At 52.2% G+C, this 18,913-nt stretch carries 13 protein-coding genes and 1 pseudogene; 4 read left to right on the top strand and 10 right to left on the bottom strand.

The genetic code is table 11. The features are described 5' to 3' along the window. Nucleotides 1-4: 4 nt before the first annotated feature. The 7 genes from ABDW36_RS08005 to ABDW36_RS07975 all read right to left on the bottom strand — a co-directional run bounded on the left by ABDW36_RS08005 (nucleotide 5) and on the right by ABDW36_RS07975 (nucleotide 9,898). Nucleotides 5-688, bottom strand: a complete 684-nt coding sequence (locus ABDW36_RS08005; protein WP_343701359.1) for a hypothetical protein — start codon at nucleotides 686-688, stop codon at nucleotides 5-7. Nucleotides 689-719: 31 nt separating this feature from the next. Then, nucleotides 720-1,895: an Fmu (Sun) domain-containing protein gene (locus tag ABDW36_RS08000; RefSeq protein ID WP_343701358.1), complete on the bottom strand. Its 1,176-nt coding sequence runs from the start codon at nucleotides 1,893-1,895 to the stop codon at nucleotides 720-722. Nucleotides 1,896-1,970: 75 nt separating this feature from the next. Next, nucleotides 1,971-3,242: a family 10 glycosylhydrolase gene (locus ABDW36_RS07995; RefSeq protein ID WP_343701357.1), complete on the bottom strand. Its 1,272-nt coding sequence runs from the start codon at nucleotides 3,240-3,242 to the stop codon at nucleotides 1,971-1,973. Next, a complete protein-coding gene (locus tag ABDW36_RS07990; RefSeq protein ID WP_343701356.1) occupies nucleotides 3,239-4,900 on the bottom strand; it encodes a RagB/SusD family nutrient uptake outer membrane protein in 1,662 nt (553 codons plus the stop codon). Before ABDW36_RS07990 ends, ABDW36_RS07995 begins: the two co-directional genes overlap by 4 nt. Nucleotides 4,901-4,923: 23 nt before the next feature. Further along, nucleotides 4,924-8,262 (bottom strand): TonB-dependent receptor, encoded by a 3,339-nt coding sequence (locus ABDW36_RS07985; RefSeq protein ID WP_343701355.1) that lies wholly within the window; start codon nucleotides 8,260-8,262, stop codon nucleotides 4,924-4,926. 137 nt (nucleotides 8,263-8,399) lie between these two features. Next, nucleotides 8,400-9,296, bottom strand: a complete 897-nt coding sequence (locus ABDW36_RS07980) for a FecR domain-containing protein (protein WP_343701354.1) — start codon at nucleotides 9,294-9,296, stop codon at nucleotides 8,400-8,402. 74 nt (nucleotides 9,297-9,370) lie between these two features. Beyond that, a complete protein-coding gene (locus ABDW36_RS07975) occupies nucleotides 9,371-9,898 on the bottom strand; it encodes an RNA polymerase sigma-70 factor (protein WP_343701353.1) in 528 nt (175 codons plus the stop codon). Nucleotides 9,899-10,024: 126 nt separating this feature from the next. Here ABDW36_RS07975 and ABDW36_RS07970 point away from each other — a divergent pair, with 126 nt between their 5' ends. Beyond that, nucleotides 10,025-11,458, top strand: coding sequence for a serine hydrolase (locus ABDW36_RS07970; RefSeq protein ID WP_343701352.1), 1,434 nt, complete (start codon nucleotides 10,025-10,027; stop codon nucleotides 11,456-11,458). 58 nt (nucleotides 11,459-11,516) lie between these two features. Here ABDW36_RS07970 and odhB read toward each other — a convergent pair whose 3' ends face one another. From odhB to ABDW36_RS07955, 3 genes and pseudogenes are all read right to left on the bottom strand, one after another. Continuing rightward, nucleotides 11,517-12,734: a 2-oxoglutarate dehydrogenase complex dihydrolipoyllysine-residue succinyltransferase gene (gene odhB, locus ABDW36_RS07965; RefSeq protein ID WP_343701705.1), complete on the bottom strand. Its 1,218-nt coding sequence runs from the start codon at nucleotides 12,732-12,734 to the stop codon at nucleotides 11,517-11,519. Nucleotides 12,735-12,872: 138 nt separating this feature from the next. After that, nucleotides 12,873-13,085, bottom strand: a pseudogene (locus tag ABDW36_RS07960) (biotin/lipoyl-containing protein); the annotation flags it as partial. Between the two features lie 28 nt (nucleotides 13,086-13,113). Further along, nucleotides 13,114-15,858, bottom strand: coding sequence for a 2-oxoglutarate dehydrogenase E1 component (locus ABDW36_RS07955; RefSeq protein WP_343701351.1), 2,745 nt, complete (start codon nucleotides 15,856-15,858; stop codon nucleotides 13,114-13,116). Nucleotides 15,859-16,134: 276 nt separating this feature from the next. Between ABDW36_RS07955 and rpsT the strand changes: the two genes are divergently transcribed. From rpsT to ABDW36_RS07940, 3 genes are all read left to right on the top strand, one after another. Continuing rightward, nucleotides 16,135-16,389: a 30S ribosomal protein S20 gene (rpsT, locus tag ABDW36_RS07950; RefSeq protein ID WP_343701350.1), complete on the top strand. Its 255-nt coding sequence runs from the start codon at nucleotides 16,135-16,137 to the stop codon at nucleotides 16,387-16,389. A 481-nt stretch (nucleotides 16,390-16,870) separates the two neighbouring features. Beyond that, nucleotides 16,871-18,601, top strand: coding sequence for a M14 family metallopeptidase (locus ABDW36_RS07945; protein WP_343701349.1), 1,731 nt, complete (start codon nucleotides 16,871-16,873; stop codon nucleotides 18,599-18,601). 23 nt (nucleotides 18,602-18,624) lie between these two features. Continuing rightward, on the top strand, nucleotides 18,625-18,858 hold the full coding sequence (locus ABDW36_RS07940; protein ID WP_343701348.1) for a hypothetical protein: 234 nt from the start codon (nucleotides 18,625-18,627) through the stop codon (nucleotides 18,856-18,858). Nucleotides 18,859-18,913 lie beyond the last annotated feature (55 nt).

The raw sequence follows: 18,913 nt of genomic DNA, 5'->3' as shown, positions 1-18,913 counted from the left end.
GGTACTATAGTATTAGTTCCGACCGTTTCAGTTTTACCAGCTTCTTGTGATTGGTGTTTGTGATGATTTGCCGGAGAAATGCCTCACGATTATTGATTCGGTCTTGAAGCTCATGCAGCCATTTGTTGATATCAATGCCACAGGCTTTAAAATGCTGAAGATCCCAGTCCTGTTGTGTTATGTCAAAAAAAACCTTGCGAGCTTCTTCCTGACTTATATATAATGCAATGGCAAGTTTATCTGCCTTAAGTTCTGCCTGCAAAAATGAATTCAATGCCGCGCTTAGTGGCGGCGTTCTTGCATACTCATCAAAAAAGTTAAGTACCGCATTTAGTTGAATATTGCCCTCTAGTATTCCGGGTATCTGTGCCTTTACGTTTTTTACCATCTCCTCAAAATAAACAGCGTGTCTTAGATATTTTATTGAGAATTGAAGATTCCTTTCATTGTGGAATTCGTACATCACAATGGGATAGTTAAAACAATCATTTATATCCTTTTTCCACAAGGGATAAATTGTAAAATGTGGCCTGTACTCATCCCCGCCTCGTAATCTTATCAACTCAACTCCCGCCAAAACCGGACCAATGATCTTGTAGTATCTGTTTACGCCATATGACGACCATTGTGGGAATTCATTCAGCCAGTCGCTATCTATGGCCTTTTTTACAGATTTATCAATGTTCATATCATTAAATTACGGTTTAACGGTGTACATGTCATGCCTCAATCGTTTTTATTTTCCTCCCCACCGCCACAAACATCGTATCCGCCCCGCGTTCATACCCGCTGATCACCCCGCTCTCCGCTATCTCCAGCCCGCAATGGCCCCGAAGAAATTCCACCGCCTCTTCATTCTCTTCCCGGAACACCGAGCAGGTAATATACACAAGCGTGCCACCGGGTTGCAGGAATGGCGTTACATTGGCGGCAATGTTTTTTTGCAGCATGGCGTACTCAGCTATCTGCGCTTCTTTGAAATAACAGATATTCTCCGGCGTTCTGCCCCAGGTGCCGGAGCCGCTGCAAGGCGCATCCAGGATGATGCCGGCAAAACGGGTACGCGGCATCTGCGCGCGTAACGCGTGGGAAGTGAGGTCTAGCACTTTGGAGGAATAATTCTTCAGGCCGGCTTCCGCAAACCGTTTTTTCAGGTTTTCCAGAATGCTGGCGCGAACGTCGCTGGCAAAGAGATGAATGTTGGGTTCTTTATCGAAAAGCAGGATAGACTTGCCGCCGCTGGCTGCGCAGCAGTCCCACCAATGCTCTCCGGCCTTTGGTTGGAAACGCAGGCCTGTTTCCTGCGAAGAAAGGTCCTGCACTTCGTACCAGCTTTTGTCTGCGATAATGCTGTCTGTTTTGGTGCCGTTAGGCAACGCCAGTGTATGTTCCGCTATTTGTTGTGCCGGGACACCTGCCGCGTCCAGCAAACGCAATATGGCGGCCTTTTTACCGGGCCTTGCGCGAATGAACAGATGCGGCTGCTGCAGGTGGGAACGGGTGAAAGCTTCACCGTCTATACCCGCGGAAAGGTGGTCCAGAAAAGGGAATGCGGCTTTCGCGTCCCACGCTATACCTGTCAATGCCAGCTTTTGTTCTAGCGTAGCGGCGGCTTGCTGGTTCCACTCCTGGTTGAAAAAAGCCAGCAGTTCATCCGGCCCTTGCGAGCTGAGAAAGGCGCCTAGCAGAATACGCTCCTGCACCGGCCGCTCTTTTTGCCAGCACCCCAGGCGATAATACTGATATACCAGTTGCTGCACCCATTTCCTGTCTCTGCTGCCCATGTGGGGATGGGCCTTGAAAAAGGTTTTCAGGTAGTGATGCAGCGGCAGCGAGCCATCGTACCCTGTTATCACCTTTTCAGCTGCATTCATGTAATTTTCCCAGCGTGTCATGTGCGCAAAGATAGGGATGCCGTCGGAAAGAATTGGAGCCCTCCAGTTCCAATCTTTCGCCTGGCATCCCTTGTCTTACAGTTCGTGCCTATCCTGCTTTCCAGATAGTTCCTTCTCCGCACGGTCTATACCGGCCTTTAAGCGGCCCCACAGGTTAAATTCGATTACCTGCACAATATCGAACATCACGAGGCCTTCGCTCTGGGTCATACAAACGTATATCTGGTCTTCAATGTCTTTATGGTTCAGGGCATACAGGCTGCCGTACATTTTACATGCACCGTTGATCAGGCGTTTCCCTCTTGCCAGCCCGAACTCTATAGATTCAGGGTCATCCATGCCATACGTCTTTTCCAGATAGGTACCGTTCATGAACACATCCAGCTCCCCTGCAAAACCGGCTTTATTATAAGCGGGAGAAGCCCAGGAGTATTCTGCCGTAGCGTCATACGTGTTGCTGGCCCAGTTTTGGCCATTGCTGTATAGATGGCCGTACCAGGATGCGGCCCAATATTCCAGCTGCACGTCTGGTTGAATGGCCTTGATCTCTTTTTTAGCGCGCGCAATAAAATCATGGATAATACCGGCCCTGAACGCAAACCAGGCTTTGGCATACGGTCCGTCTTTCCGTACGGCTTTCCCGTTATGTGTTTCCCAAGAGAAAATATCTTCCGGGAAACGCTCTATTTTTTTGCCGATGTGCTGTTCAAACCGCTGCCGGGTGTAAGGTGAGAAATCATTCTCCACATCCGCAAATCGGCAATAATCCAGCACATACCCGTCTATGTCATACCCGCTTACGATCTCCCTGATAAAGTTCAGCGCGTACTCCTGCACTTCCGGCATCAGCGGGTTCAGAAATGCGGCTACTTTGCGGGTATCTTCCCGGATGTCTTTCATACCGCCGGGAGTGTGCTCCACGGTTGTTTTGCCGGCAAAGCGTTTGTCACGAAAGGCAGGCCCTTCGCTGGTTTCCGGGCGGCCTGCGGGAAAAATGGCGGTAGAAACACTTACTTTCAGGTTCCGTTTTCGCGCCTCACGGATAAATACCTGCAAATAGTCCCACTTACCAGTGCGCCTTATCTTCCCGATCTGCCTCAGTTGCTGCATGCTGCGGGTCTTTTTATACAGCACGTCCCCATAAATGGGGCGTACATCTACTACCACCTGGTTAAAGCCGGCAGCCTTTGTTTTATCAAGGTAATACGCTATGGAATCTTTGCTGGAGAAACGAGAAAAATTTGCTTCGGCGTCAAACCACATGTATTTGGGCATTTCAGGCTGCGCCGGGCCTGGGCCTGGGGACTGCTGCAAAAGGCCGGCCATCATTATCAGATATTGTATCATGGTTGCCACTCTTCGTTTTGTTTAAGCACACCTGGGTTCTTGTCTATTTCGGACTGCGGTACGGGAAAGAGGTACATCTTGTCACTGAACGCGCGGGATTCTATCTTGATATAGCTGAATACCAGCGTACCTGCCGCATTTTTTGTAACGCGTACGCCGAAGATGTCCGAGCCCAGTATTTCCGGGCCCTTCTTCCAGCGGCGGGCATCCCAGAAACGATGTTTCTCGAACGCCAGCTCCACGGCGCGCTCGTTATGGATGCGCTCCCTCATCTGATCTCTGCTGAGGCCTGCGGGCAGGTCTTGCGTAATACCGGCCCTCCGCCTGATGGCGTTCATCATGGCGTGAACATCCGGTACAGGCCCCTGAAATTCGTTCAGCGCCTCTGCGTAGTTCAGGTAGATCTCCGCCAGGCGGATGATGGGGAAGAAGCGCAATACGCCGCTCTGGTTGTTCGCGTTCTGGAATTTACGCATATAGTACCCGGTTTTACTCCAGTCTCCGCCAATAGCGGGATCCTGGTTGCCACCCGGGAGCATGTTCAGCGTAACGTTCTTGTGCACGGCGCCATGGTAGTTGATAGAAGCGTAAAAACGCGGGTCCCGGTCTTTATATGGCTCCTGCGGGTTGTACCCGCTCCCGGCTTCATGAATTTCCTTGCCGTTGATCATATTGTACTTGTCCACCATATTCTGGGCAGGATTGGTACCACCCCAGCCCATACCGGCCGGGTCTGCAATGGCTTCGGAAAAAGCCGGCCTGTTGCTGGAAAGGATCACCTCCTGGTTGTCGGTGAACAGAAATATATTCTGATAGGACGAAAACAGTTTGTACTTGCCGTCGTCAATAAGGGACTTCGAGATATCCGCCGCATCTTTCCAGCGTGACGCATCGTTGGCCGGGTTATGGAGCGGGCTTGCATAATACAGCAGCAGCCGGGATTTCAACGCCTTTACGAGCGACTTGGTAGCGCGGCCTATATTACCTCGGTTCATTTCCCGGGAAGGGTTGTTGGGATCGGCGCCGAACCATACCAGTGGTATCTCAGGATTGGCATAACAGCTGTCCAGGTCTTTCAGGATGAACTGCACTACTTCATCCACTGAGGCGCGGGGCGCACTGCGCAGCTCTTCAGAATCCGCGCCCAGCGGCAGGCTGATGAGGGGTACCCTTCCGTATCGCTTAAACAGCTCAAAATAGTTCCAGGCCCGGAGAAAAAAAGCTTCGCCCTTGATCCGTTTAGGGGTCAGATCTGTTTGCGTAGTAAGCCCCTCATGCTTGTTCGGCACCTGGTCTATCTTCTGCAGCAGCAGATTACATTTACGGATGGTCTGGTAAGTATAGTTCCAGACATCGTCCGGGTTATCACTTGGGCTCCAGGACCCGTTCTGGTATTTTTCTACCGGCGTACCGCCAAAAGACTGGTCAAGCTCATCCGTGGCCGCACCGGTAGTGGAGTTGCCGATATCCATAAAGTTGCCAGGTTTAGTGAATGTAAAGGCATATACATCCGTCAGGAACCGGTTGGTAAGATCGATGTCCCCGAAAACCTTGGTTTCGTCATAATCCAGCTGGGGGGCCTGGTCCAGCACCTTTTTGCAGGACAGCGCCCCTGTAAGACAGGCCAGCAGGAGAAGATACGCGTTTATTTTGTTCATGATGTTTTCTTTGAGATCAGACATTAAAAGCTCACTGTTGCACCGAAGTTGTAGATCTTTTGCTGTGGGTAAAAAGTACCGTTGCCGGAAGGGGCTTCCGGGTCAAACTGGAAATCTTTCATCCCCTTCATATGCGTCCACAGGTTTTGCCCGTTAACGTAGAAACGCACACCTTGCAGCTTCAGGCGGTTAACAAGGTACTTCGGCATGTTGTACCCTATCTCGAAGTTCTTGAGGCGCACGTAGTCTGTACGTTTCAACCAGAAATCAGACACCACCGTATTGTTCGTGTTCAGAGTAGCGTGCAGCGCAGGGTAGGTGGCGGTTGCTGCGGTTTGCGGCGTCCACCGGCCAAGATGTTTTTCTGTTACTTTGCCGTTGCTGAAAAATTCGTACGCGGCAAATCCTTCCATCAGCGTAAAGGCCCCTAATGCGCCCTGAAAGAGGACACTGAAGTCGAACTGCCTGTAATGCACACCAAAAGATGCGCCCAGCGTATGGGTGGGAATATCCGTGCCGGCTATGGACGCTTGGTCGTTCGGGTCTATCACACCGTCTTCATTCAGATCTGCATACTTGATATCTCCGGGTATCACCTGGCCAAATTGCCTGGCGCTGTTGTCAATATCGCGCTGGTCGTTGAAAAAGCCCAGCGCTTTATAACCAAAATACTGGTTGATGGGATGGCCGGTGCGCCTCAGCCAGGGGTAAAGCCGCGGCGGCTCGTCTGCGAAAACGATCTGGCTTTTGGTGAAGTTGATATTTCCTTTGAGATAGTATCCCCAGTTCTTGTTCACCTCGTTGTTGTGCATCACCTCCAGCTCAAAGCCGTGGCTTTGGGTCTCTCCCATGTTGATAGCGGGCAGCGGGCCGCCGTAGATACCCACAATAGTGCCGGGCGTAATCAGGATGTCTGTTACATTTTTGGCAAAAACGTCGAGGTTAACGGCCAGCTTATCCCGGAAGAACCGGGCTTCCAGGCCGCCGTTGAATATCTTGTGTTTTTCCCAGGTTACGTCAGGTGTGCCTACAGAACCTTCGGTAAGGCCTGTTTGCACTACTTCTCCGTTTTGCCCGAAGTTATACCCGGTGCCTTGCTGGTAAATGCTCTGCCAGAGAAAACGCCGTCCGCCGATCTGGTCGTTGCCCACCACGCCGTAAGAAGCGCGCAGCTTGAGGTAGTTCATGAAGGTAACCTGCTGCATAAACGGCTCGCTGGTCAATACCCAGCCCGCAGCTACAGACGGAAAAAATCCGAAACGGGAACCTTCGGGGAAATTCTCAGACCCGTCGTACCGGCCGTTGAGGTCAAGAAAATATTTGTTGTGATAGTTGTAGGTAAACCGGCCCATCACGCCTTGCACCATGAACGGTTTGCCGTATTGGGAACCTTGTATCACCCTTTTCCGCTGGTTATAGAGCACCATACCTGATACATTGTGCTTGCGGAACTGGCGCTGGTAGTTAAAAAAATATTCGAAGTTCAGCGCATAGTTGGGCGAGCTGGAATATTCGGTGATGGGCTCCAGGTTGGTGTCGTTCCCGATAGACAGTCTTGAAGACTGCGTGGCTTCGTCCCATACGTACATGCCGTACCCCTGCGTACGGTTCATTTGATAGGTGAAGGCCCGGTCAAAAGAATAGTTGAGGCCGGTGCTGAGCCCTTGAGTAATGAAATCCAGCTTCCGGACCGCCCGCACGGTACCTTGCGCGGTGCCGTCAAATGTTTCCGTATACCCTGTGCGACTGAGATCTCCGATGGGGTTTTGCGTATGTGCGCCGGGCTGCGCAATTTTGCCGTCTGGCAGGAGGGCGAGGTAGGAAGGCTGGTACCAGTACACCTGGCGGAGCATGTCTGCCTCCACTCCTGCCGTTGGCGCATGTTTGCTGGTGATCATGCCCGCAAGGTCTACGGCGATGTTAAAGTCCTTCGACAACGCAATGTCGATGTTAGACCGGAAGTTCCAGCGCCGGAACACGTCCCTCGTATCGTAATCCGGATTGCTGTACTTCCGCAAAATGCCCTGCTGGTTGAGATAAGCGGCAGATACAAAGTATTTCACCTTGTCATTCCCTCCATTCACATTCAGGTTATAACGCTGTGTGGGGGAGGTTTCCCGGAAGAGCAGGCCTACCCAATCCGTATTGGGATATTTTATGGGGTCTGATCCGTCCCTGAACTTTTGCAATACCTCTTCGTTATACTGCGGCGCCTTCCCGTCGTTGGCCAGCGCTTCGTTATATAACAATGCGTGGTCATAGCTGCCCAGGAACCTGGGGAGCTGCGTAGCCTGGTTAACGGCGTAGTTGGCATTGAAGTCTACTTTCGGCGGCCCGGCCTTGCCGCGGCGGGTGGTTACCACTACCACGCCGTTGGCACCGCGTATACCGTACTGAGCTGTTGCGGAAGCATCTTTCAACACCGTAATGGATTCGATTTCCTGCACATCAATATTGTTCATGCTCCGCTCCACCCCGTCTATCAGGATGAGCGGTGTATTATCTCCCGAGGTGGAATATCCACGGATCAGGATGCGGGAATGATCCGCCCCCGGCGCACCGCTGTTCTGCATGGCTATCAGGCCTGGAAGGCGACCGGCCAGGGCGTTAGATAAATTAGAGGCCGGGCTTTGTTTCAGCTCATCGCCCGTTACCGTCACCAGCGATCCTACAATGGATATCTTCTTCTGCTTGCTGTAGCCCACTACCACTACTTCGTCCAACCCGCCAGCGTTGGTTTTCATCATAATGTTCACCGTTGTTTCGCCGGAAAGTTCGATCTCCTGTTTTTCATAACCCACATAAGAAAAGACCAGCACGGCATTTGCAGGCGCCGTAATGCGGTATTTCCCTTCATTGTCCGTAACAACGCCTGTAGTGGTGCCTTTTAATTGCACGCTTACGCCTATGAGCGGAATGTCAGCCGCGTCTGTCACCTTGCCGCTGATAACATTGTCCGCTACAACAGCGGCCGCGGATGCAACCGGAGCGGTATTTAGCGGCTTCTTTTTTACCGGCCGCACCGAAAAATACCGGTCGGCTTGCCGGAACTCCAGGCCGGTGGCTTCCCTTAGGTAGTTCAGCAGGCTAAACAGCGACTCATTTTTCACATGTAGCTTAACTGTCTGCTCAGCATTACACATGGCCGCATCATACAAGAAGCGGACCTGCGCCTGTTTTTCTATTTCGGCAAACACGCGGCTCAGGGTGAGTTGCTCATAAGATAGTGTCAGGTACACCTTACGTGTATCCAGTTCCTGGGAATGCGCCAGAACAGACAGGGGCAACATGGCTAGCAGCAGCAATAGCCGCAACAGCCGGGATGCCGTTTTTCTTGTGTTACGTGGTGGAACATGTTGCATGTTTCTACATAGTTGACTTTGGACGTATACTTTAATATGGGCAATACGATTCCCCGCGGCACATCCGTACCGCCGCAGGTTAACAAAAGGCAAGATGATGGCTTTACGATGTCATGACATGTATGCTATATTGTGTATCATGGTTGCTGCGCAACTGGTACAAACCGGAGCGAATCCCCTTCCAGCCGGTAAGACACGTCTGCGATGAAGGCGATAGACCGTGTAACGAATGCCGCATCTTTCCCGGTAAACTCGCCGTTTATGCGCCATGGGCGGTTATAGAGTGCGGTATCCGCCGTTACGTGGAGACCGTAGTGGGCCGCAAGTTTGCCCATCACTTCTTTCAGGCCGGCTTCCTGGAAATACAGCACCCCGTTCCGGGAGCTGCCCGGCTCAAGCCGCCGCACTGTTCTGTGCGCGCCGGTGTAATGCAAGCCCTCCCCGGGCCGCAGGTAAACGCTGTCCCGATCCCGCGCCACCACCACTTTACCGTAGCGCAGCATCACATTCACCGAGTCGCTGCCCGCCGGGGCTATTACTTCAAACGAAGTACCCATCGCTGTGGTGCTTACTTTCCCGCTGACAACGGTGAACAGGTGGCCGGGACTGCTTTTAACTTCAAACGTTGCCGCCCCTTCCAGGCATACCACCCGCTTGCCATGCTCGAATTCCGCCGGGTAACGGAGTACTGCCGGGCCCCGCAGGAAAGCTACAGAGCTGTCTGGCAGCACCACCTTTATGCTTTGCGCCGCGGCGGCACGCACCGTTCTTTCCTGTACGGCCGGCTTCCAAAGCCAGTAAAGGACAATAAGGCCCAGCAATACCGCAGCGGCGGGCGCCCAGCGCGCCAGCCGCATAAGCAGCGGCGGCCGGCGGCGGCGCTCAATTTTTTGCCAGATCGCTTCGCGGTTGCCTGCTGCGGGCGGAACATCTTCCGCCTGCCCATCCTGCAGCCATCGGGCCACCTCTTCCAGCTCCATGGGTGTACACTCTCCACGGCTAAACTTGTCGATCAGCGTTTTTATTCTGTTCATGGTAATTTCCGGACGGGTCCTACTAACAAGTTCCTTTTCGGACCAGGTACCCTAAAAGAGATGTAGATTTTTTTTCAGGAAGTTTGGCGGATGAATTCCAGCAGCGTGATCAGCATGCTGCGGCTAAGCGCCCGGAGCGCTTTGGAGATATGGTATTCCACAGCCTTCACGGAAAGGCCGGTATGTTTTGCGATCTGTTGATAGGTGAGCCCTTCTTCCCGGTTAAGCAGAAATATCTGGCGGGTCTTTTCCGGCAGCAGGGCCAGCGCTTCCCGGGCAGCGGCGGTAATTTCCTTCACTTTCAGCGGGTGGTCTGAAGCATCATAAAGATCCTGGCCCTGCAAGGTATCTACCATCCGCAGCAAGGCCGCATCCATTTTTCGTTGCCTGACCAGGTATTTAAGGGAGAGATTTTTTGCTGCCCGCACCAGGTAGTGTTCCATATTATCAATAACAGCATGGTCGCGGTTCTTCCACAGTGAAAGAAATATTTCCGTCACCGTGTCTTCCGCGGCCTCTCTCGATCCTATCGTAAAATAACATATACTGTATAATCTGGACCAGTATTGCTCGTATGTTGCGGTAAATAACGCCTCGTTCATTATAGACATCTCCGTATGACATCTGCCCTTCAGACAATAGTAGTGATATTTTCCAGAAAATCCTAGCCGCCGGGCCCTTCTCCGGGCCAGGATTTCTGCGTAACTTATATGTTATAACCTTGCTGTATGATATCCCCGTTCAAGATCCTTCTTTTGCTATGCCTGCCCCTGTTGGTAAAAGGCCAGACTGTTGAAGACACCATCCGCCAGGTGGAAAACAACCTGGCCAGCTGGGTCACTTTTGAAAACGAACCACCCACCCGCTGGAACCTGCAGGAAAGATTGCAGGCCAACAAGCTGCCCGGTGTGAGCATAGCGGTCATAAAAGACTACAAGGTACATTGGGCCCGCGGGTATGGCTTTGCCGATATAGAGGGAAAAAGGCCAGTTACTTCGCAAACACTCTTCCAGGCGGCTTCCATCAGCAAATCACTGAACGGGGTGGCCATTTTGAAGCTGGTGCAACAAGGCAAGCTGCGCCTCGACGAAGACATCAACCGGTATCTCAAAACCTGGCATCCTTCCGAAGATTCAGGGAAAATAACGCTGGCCCACCTGCTAAGCCATACAGCAGGGCTTACCATACATGGCTTCCCGGGGTATGCCATAACAGATACACTGCCAGCGGTGGAGCAGATATTGCGAGGCGTACCGCCTGCCAATACCAAAGAAGTAAAACCTGCATTTGCGCCGGGTAAAAAAGTGCAGTATTCCGGCGGCGGCACCACTGTTACGCAGTTGATACTCACTACCGTAACGGGCATGCCGTATGACCAGTTCCTGCAGCGCGAGGTGTTAGACCCTATGGGTATGACAAGCAGCTTCTTTACCCAGCCCGCACCTGCCGCCAAAAAAAATCTGCTGGCCACGGCCTACCGGCAGAATGGCAAACCGGTAGAAGGCAAATACCATGTATACCCAGAAATGGCCGCTGCCGGGCTGTGGACCACCCCTACAGACCTGGCCCGCTACATAATTGAAACACAACTTTCCTACGCCGGTAAATCCTCCAAAGTGCTGACACCGACCACCACCAAAACACGGCTCACACCTTTTATGAACGAAGCGGCGCTGGGCGTATTTCTCACCAATGGCAATAAATACTTCAGTCATAACGGCGGCAACGAAGGGTTTAAATGCACCTACTACGGCAGTCTTGACGGCGGGTACGGTTTTGTGGTGATGACCAATTCAGATGATTTCGGCATTGTGAGCGAAGTAATGCGCAGCATTGCCATCACTTATGGCTGGAATGACTTTTATGACCCTGTTGTGGAGAAAAGCGTGCAAATACCGGCTGATACTTTGCAGCAATATACGGGGCAGTACGCCGGCCGGGGTCAAAAAATAGACGTGACGCTCAACGGCGGCCGGCTCTATCTTGCATTGAACGGCAGCACACCCATGCAAGCGCATTTCACTGCTCCAGGCAATTTTGTACTAACGGAGATGCCGATGTATTTGCGGTTCGATAAAACCAGCTCCGGCTTTGACCTGGTGGCCAGGCAAATGGGACAGGAAATGCGGTTCCCGAAACAGGCAAAGCAGGGCACACCATAAATAAAAAAAACCGCCCCGGCATAGCGGAACGGTTTATGACGATATCAGTTACAAATAATTACAATTTCAACAACGCTTTCAGCGGGTCTTTACCAAAGAGCAGCTGCTCAGGGTTTTCCAGCATTTCTTTCACACGTACCAGGAAGCTCACAGACTCGCGGCCGTCAATAATGCGGTGGTCGTAGCTGAGGGCCACGTACATCATGGGGCGGATCACTACCTGGCCGTTCACGGCCATGGGGCGCTCCTGTATTTTGTGCATGCCGAGAATAGCAGACTGCGGAATGTTGATGATGGGCGTGCTCATGAGAGAACCGAATACGCCGCCGTTGGTAATGGTGAAAGTACCGCCGGTCATTTCTTCCATGGACAATTTATTGTCTCTGGCCTTGGTAGCCAGTTCCAGCACCTTTTTCTCAATATCCGCCATGCCCAGGCTTTCCGCGTTGCGGATCACCGGTACTACCAGGCCTTTCGGTGCTGATACGGCAATGGATACATCGCAATAATCGTGGTACACGATCTCTTCCCCGTCAATATAAGCGTTTACAGCCGGGAACTCCTGCAGGGCAAAGCAGCATGCTTTGGTGAAGAAGCTCATGAAACCAAGGTTTACACCGTGCTGTGTTTTGAACGTTTCTTTGTATTTGCTGCGGATGGCCATCACGTTGGTCATGTCTACTTCGTTGAAAGTAGTGAGCATGGCCGTAGTGTTTTTGGCTTCCACCAGCCTGCGGGATACCACTTTGCGGAGGTTGCTCATTTTCTCGCGGCGGTCGTTCCGGGAGAACAGCTCGTGGCCGATGGCTACGCCGGGGTTTTGCAGGGCGGCAAACACGTCATCTTTCATGATCTTGCCCTGTGCGCCGGAACCTTTGATGGTAGCCGGGTCTACTTTTTTGTCCGCAATAACGGCGGCGGCTACGGGGGTTGCTTTAATATCGTTGGGGATGCTGGTAACGGGCGCCTGCTGGGCCTGTTGCTGGGCTTGGGGCGCAGCGGCCTGTGGTTGCGGCGCGGGTTGCGCTTTACCGGCAGGGCGGGCGGCGGAGGTATCTATCTGGCAGGCTACGTCGCCTATGTTGAGGGTATCACCTTCTTTGGCAATGGTTTTGAGCACGCCCGCTTCTTCCGCGTTCAGCTCAAAGGTGGCCTTTTCAGACTCCAGCTCGCAGAGCACTTCATCCCGCTCTACATAATCACCGGTCTGTTTCGTCCATTTGATGAGGGTTACTTCACTGATGGATTCACCGATGGTAGGCACTTTAATATCTATAGTGCCTTTGTTCACGGCAGGCGCGGCGGCTGCGGGGGCGGCTTCCGTTTTTTCGGGCGCTGCTTCCGCGGCTTGGGCGGCGGGAGCGGCTGCGGGGGCCGGGGCGGCGCCCTGGGCATCCGTATCAATGGTGCAGGCTACATCCCCTATCTTCAACGTGGCGCCTTCTTCCGCCATTATTTTCAAAACGCCGGGCTTTTCCGCATTCAGTTCAAACGTGGCCTTCTCTGATTCCATTTCGCACAATACTTCGTCTTGCTGAACAAAATCGCCGTCTTTCTTCAGCCATTTTGCAATGGTCACTTCGCTGATTGATTCTCCTACCGTAGGAACTTTAATTTCGATGATCATGTGTTATACCCTCCAGATAAGTAAATAATTAGATGTTAAAAGCCGTGTCTATGATCTCCTGCTGCTCCTGCGCATGCACTTTTGCATAGCCTGTGGCCGTTGCTGCGCTGGGGTTACGGCTGATCACGCCGTAGTTGAACTGCTTCAGGTTCATTTGCAGGAAGCTGGCGGCGCCCATGTTCAGCGGCTCTTCCTGCACCCAGAACCAGGTGGCGCCTTTGTATTTCTGCTGAATACCTTCCAGCTGGGCAACGGGCAGCGGGTACAATTGTTCCAGCCGCACAATGGCCACATCTTTCCGGTCTTCTTTCATTTGTTTTTCGCTCAGGTCAAAGTACATCTTGCCGCTGCAAAGCAACACCTTCTTCACGCGTGATGCATCGGTGATGAACGGATCGTCCAGCACCTCTTTGAAACCGCCCTGCGTAAATTCGGTTACCGGGCTGTAGCTGCGCACGTGGCGCAGGTTGGCCTTGGGTGAGAAATTGATCATGGGCTTGCGGAACGGCATGGCCAGCTGGCGGCGCAGCGCATGGAAGAAGCTGGCTGCCGTGGTGCAATTGGTTACAATGATATTGTATTCCGCGCACTGCTGCAGGAAACGTTCCAGGCGGGCGCTGGAGTGCTCCGGGCCCTGGCCTTCGTAACCGTGAGGCAGCAGCATTACCAGGCCGCTCTGTTTTTGCCACTTGGTTTCCGCAGAGGTAATGAACTGGTCTATCAATGTTTGTCCGCCGTTCATGAAATCGCCAAACTGCGCTTCCCAGATGGTGAGCGCGTAAGGGTTGGCAATGGAGTAGCCATACTCAAAACCCAGCACGGCAAACTCGCTGAGCAGGGAGTTATAAATGCGGAACTTGCCCTGCTTCTCGGCTACCTGGCTGAGGCGGCTGTATTCCTGGTCTGTTTCTTCGCTTCTTAACACGGCGTGGCGGTGTGAGAAGGTGCCCCTCTTCACATCCTGCCCGCTCAGGCGTACGTCACGGCCTTCGGCCAGTATGCTGCCATAAGCCAGCAGTTCGCCGGAAGCCCAGTCCAGCAAATGCTGTTCATCAAACAGCTTCTGTTTGTCCTGCAGCAGCTTTTCCACTTTACGCAAAGGCTTGAAACCTTCCGGAATGGTCATGATGGCTTTGAACAGGCTGTCCAGCTGCGCTTTGGTAATGGCGGTGTCCGGAGATTTGATAAAATCTTCCGGGGTAGACTTGCGCAGCTCCTGCCACCATTTTTCAGGTTTCTGGTACGTATAGGGCAGCGGGTGTTGTTTTACTTCATCCAGCCGCTCCTGCAGGTCTGCCCAGAAGGCCTTTTCCATTTCCTGGGCAATGGCCGCGTCTACATCTCCCTTGGCAATCAGCTGCTGGGAATATACTTCGCGGGGATTGGGGTGCTTGTCAATAGCGGCGTACAGCTTGGGCTGGGTGAACTTCGGATCATCGCCCTCGTTGTGGCCGTGCTTGCGGTAGCACACCATGTCTATGTAAATGTCTGAATTGAATTCCTGGCGGTAGCGGGTGGCAATTTCCGCTATTTTTATGACGGCTTCCACATCGTCTCCGTTCACATGGAACACCGGCGCCTGCACTATTGAAGCAACGCTGGTGCAGTAGTCAGACGAGCGGGCGTCTTCAAAATCTGTGGTGAAGCCGATCTGGTTGTTGATCACGAAGTGCATGGTACCACCCGTGTAATAACCTCTCAGCTTGCTCATCTGGGCCACTTCATACACGACGCCCTGGCCCGCAATGGCCGCATCTCCGTGAATGAGGATGGGCAGTATCTTGTCATAGTCACTGTCATAGATCACATCTGCCTTGCTGCGAGCAAAGCCCACCACTACGGGGTCTACCACTTCCAGGTGGGAAGGGTTGGGCGTGAGCTGCACGTTCACCTCTTTGCCTGCCGGCGTCTGAATGCTGGCGCGGAAACCCAGGTGGTATTTCACGTCACCGCTGCCCATGGTAGTATCCGGCGTGGCGGTGCCTTCAAATTCCGAGAATATCTGTTCGTAAGTTTTGCCAAGTATGTTGGCCAGCACGTTGAGGCGGCCACGGTGGGCCATGCCTATCACCGCTTCCTGCACGCCGTATTCCGCGGCGGTGTTGATCATGGCGTCCAGCGCGGGAATGGTGGTCTCACCGCCTTCCAGCGAAAAACGTTTCTGGCCGATATATTTTGTATGCAGGAATTTTTCGAACATCACACCCTGGTTCAGCTTCATCAGGATGCGTTTTTTCTGCTCCGGCGCCAGCGATTTGCGGACGGCGGCTTCTACCTCCTTCTGCAGCCACTCAATTTTAGCGGCGTCGTTGATATAGGTGAATTCAATGCCTACGGAAGCGGCGTATACCTCTTTGAGGTGCTGTACAATTTTTTCGAGGGAGGTTTTGCCCAGCCCTATTACCTGGCCGGCAAAAAATTCGGTTTTCAGATCGGCATCGGAAAGGCCGAAGAAGTTGAGGTCAAGATTGGCCTGACGGTCTTTCCGCTCGCGGATGGGGTTGGTTTTGGCAACCAGGTGCCCTTTTTTACGGTACGCCTGTATGAGGCGGTATACTCCCAGTTCTTTCACAAGCTGTTCGCTGCTCACCGGCAAAGAAGCGGCACCCGTGGCTGTGGCCGCTTTCCCGTTGGTATTGCTCACCGCAAAGTCGAAGCCTTCAAAAAATTTGATCCATTCCGGGTCTACAGCGGCCGGATCTCTGCGGTACTCCTGGTACAACGATTCAATATACGCCGGGTGCGAGTTGGTGACAAACGAAAAGTCCTTCATTTACAACGAAATTTAAGCTTGGTCTTTTATTCTCTTTCTCCTTTACCTGTTTATTAACACAAAAAACCGGCAAACGGGATTGCAAATATCGCTAAAGATTTGGGATTTTAAGGTATTTCCCATAGCTGTTTTATGATTTAAAACAGCATGATATGTATATAATTTATTATTTTTACGGGCTATTAATCCGGGCGGCGTCTGGAAATACCTGCTTTTTATTTTTGTTTATAAAAAGATAAAACTTACCTTTGCCGTCCGAAACTTGAAATTTATACAATGGCAAACCATAAAGCAACGAAAAAAGACGTACGTCAGAGCAGAAAGCGTAATGAGCGTAACCGTTACTACGGTAAAACTACCCGTAATGCCATACGGGACCTGAAGAAGCTGACCGACAAGGCTGCCGCTTCCGAGAATTTACCCGATGTAATTTCCATGATTGACAAACTGGCGAAACGCAATGTTATTCACAAGAACAAAGCTGCCAACCTGAAGAGCAAGCTCGCCAAAAAAGTGAATACACTGGCTTAATTGCTACCGCAGTTTTAACATATTCAGGCTCTTCCCTGCAAACGGGAAGGGCTTTTTTTATTGCCCATACCCCCTAACTGGTTTATTTTCAATCCCATACGAAGCTGGGCACCGCTACTCCCATTCCAGTCCGGCGGCCCGGGCGGCTTCTGCGCCTTTTTTCCCCGCCAATCCGTCTCCATCGCCACTTTTTACCGTTTTCAACGAAGGAATAACGAACCTTCCCCCGGAGACGAACGAACAAGCAGACAAAATCTACTTGTTCGTTACTCCTTCGTTACTTGTTCGTTACTTCTTCGTTCAACTCCTTACCAGGTAAGCGTTTGATGCCTGCCAGCACCCTCAAACCCGCTGCAGGCAAAGGCTCTTACCCAACAATACCCGGAAAAAACCAACGCACTTCCATTTTTCCTCCTCACATCGTACATTTACCCCGTCAACATCCATCAACAAATCTAAACATTCTGACTTTCAATATTTTATGAGGAATCTCCTGGTTACCCTGGCATTGACGGCCGCTACCCTTTCCCTCTCCGCGCAAGACCTCATTACCCGTTACGAGCGGAGCAAAGGCAAAGAAACGGCCACTTACTTTGAGTGCATTGCCTATTACAAAACCCTGGCCGCCCGCTTCCCCCAGCTGAAGCTGCTGGAAATTGGGCAAACAGACAGCGGATATCCCCTTCACCTGGCCGTTCTGTCCCAAGACAGGGATTTCTCCTTCCCCAGCCTTAAAAAGAAGAATAAACGGGTCATACTGGTCAATAACGGCATTCACCCCGGTGAACCGGACGGTGTAGACGCCAGCATGATGCTGCTACGCGATATTCTGCAAGGCAAAAAGAAACTGCCCGCCAACGTGGTGCTGGCGGTAATACCCCTCTACAATATTGGCGGAGCGCTCAACCGCAGCGCCTTTTACCGGGTAGACCAGAACGGCCCCGCCGAGTTCGGCTCCCGTGGCAATGGCCAGAACCTTGACCTGAACCGGGATTTTATCAAGGCCGATTCCCGCAATGCGCGCGCTTTCCACAAAATATACCACCTCACCGACCCGGACGTTTTCATTGACAACCATGTGAGCAACGGCGCTGATTATCAACACGTCATGACCCTGCTTACCACCCAGCACGGCAAAATGGGCGGGCCCATGGGCGAGTTCCTGCATCAAACCTTTGAGCCCGAGCTATATAAAATGATGAAAACCAAGGGATACGATCTGCTACCGTACGTCAATCATTTCGGCAGCACACCAGACAGCGGCTGGACGGCCTACGCAGACGGCCCCCGCTACTCCAGCGGCTATACCACCCTTTTTCATACGTTCGGCTTTGTACCGGAAACTCACATGCTGAAGCCCTACCCCCAACGGGTAGCCGCCACCTACGCGCTCATGGAATGTTTTATCGAGTTTACCTCCCGGTATAGCGAACAGATCAACAAGCTGCGCCAGCAAACCAAAAACGCCGTGAAAACGCAGGAAAAATTCCCCCTGAGCTGGGCGCCTGACAAAACGCAATACGATCTTTATACTTTCAAGGGATATAAGGCCGGCATGAAAACCAGCGCCGTTTCCGGCCTGCCCCGTCTCTACTATGACCGTGCTCAGCCCTACGAAAAACAGATCAAGATATACAACACCTTTCTGCCGGGAGATTTTGTGACCAAACCGGAAGCGTACATCGTTCCCCAGGGCTGGTGGGCCGTAACGGAATTGCTGCAGCTCAACGGCGTCAAAATGCGGCGCTTCACGCAAGACACCACCATTACGGTAGAGGCTTACAAAATTGAGAACTACAACACGCCTCAGCGCCCATACGAAAAACACTACCTGCACTCCGGCACCACGGTAAGCACCAGCAAACAAACCATCAAATTCCTGAAAGGGGATTATTATATCCCGATGAACCAGGAAGCCAACCGCTACCTGGTAGAAACACTGGAACCGCAAGCCGGAGATTCTTTTTTTGCATGGAATTTCTTTGACGCCATCCTGGGGCAGAAGGAAGGTTATTCTACCTATGTGTTTGAAGACACGGCGGCGGAATTCCTGCAATCCCACCCTGAAATAAAAAAAGCGCTGGAAGAAAAACGCGCCACAGACACGGCCTTTGCGAACAGCGCCCAGGCACAGCTCAATTTTGTGTATCGCCTCTCGCCCTGGAATGAGCCGGGCTTTATGCGGTACCCCGTCTTCCGCGTAGTGAAATAAATTGCATCCTGAAAACTGTACCTATGACAACCCTGACCTCGGCAGTAGTATTGCTGCATCTCTTTCTGCTGGCTGCTGCATTGCGCCGGAGCAGCAAACCGGCCTCTGCGGAAGAGCCCACGTTGCTGCAGATTTTTCTTTGCACAGCTTTTATCCTGATGCTTTCATTGGGCCTTGACAACTGGCCGGCGCGTATAACTGCGGCGGTGATTGGAGGGTGGTTGTGGAAGTTGGGCAGAAGGAAGCAAAAGGAATGAGCGGGAATTTCTGAGCTATACTGAAATTGTTTACCCGTAACAAAATGAAAACTTA

Source organism: Chitinophaga sp. (genome assembly GCF_039596455.1).
In the GTDB taxonomy this organism is placed as follows: domain Bacteria; phylum Bacteroidota; class Bacteroidia; order Chitinophagales; family Chitinophagaceae; genus Chitinophaga.
The sequence above is the reverse complement of the archived record's forward strand: the minus strand, read 5'-3'. Positions and strand labels throughout refer to the sequence as shown.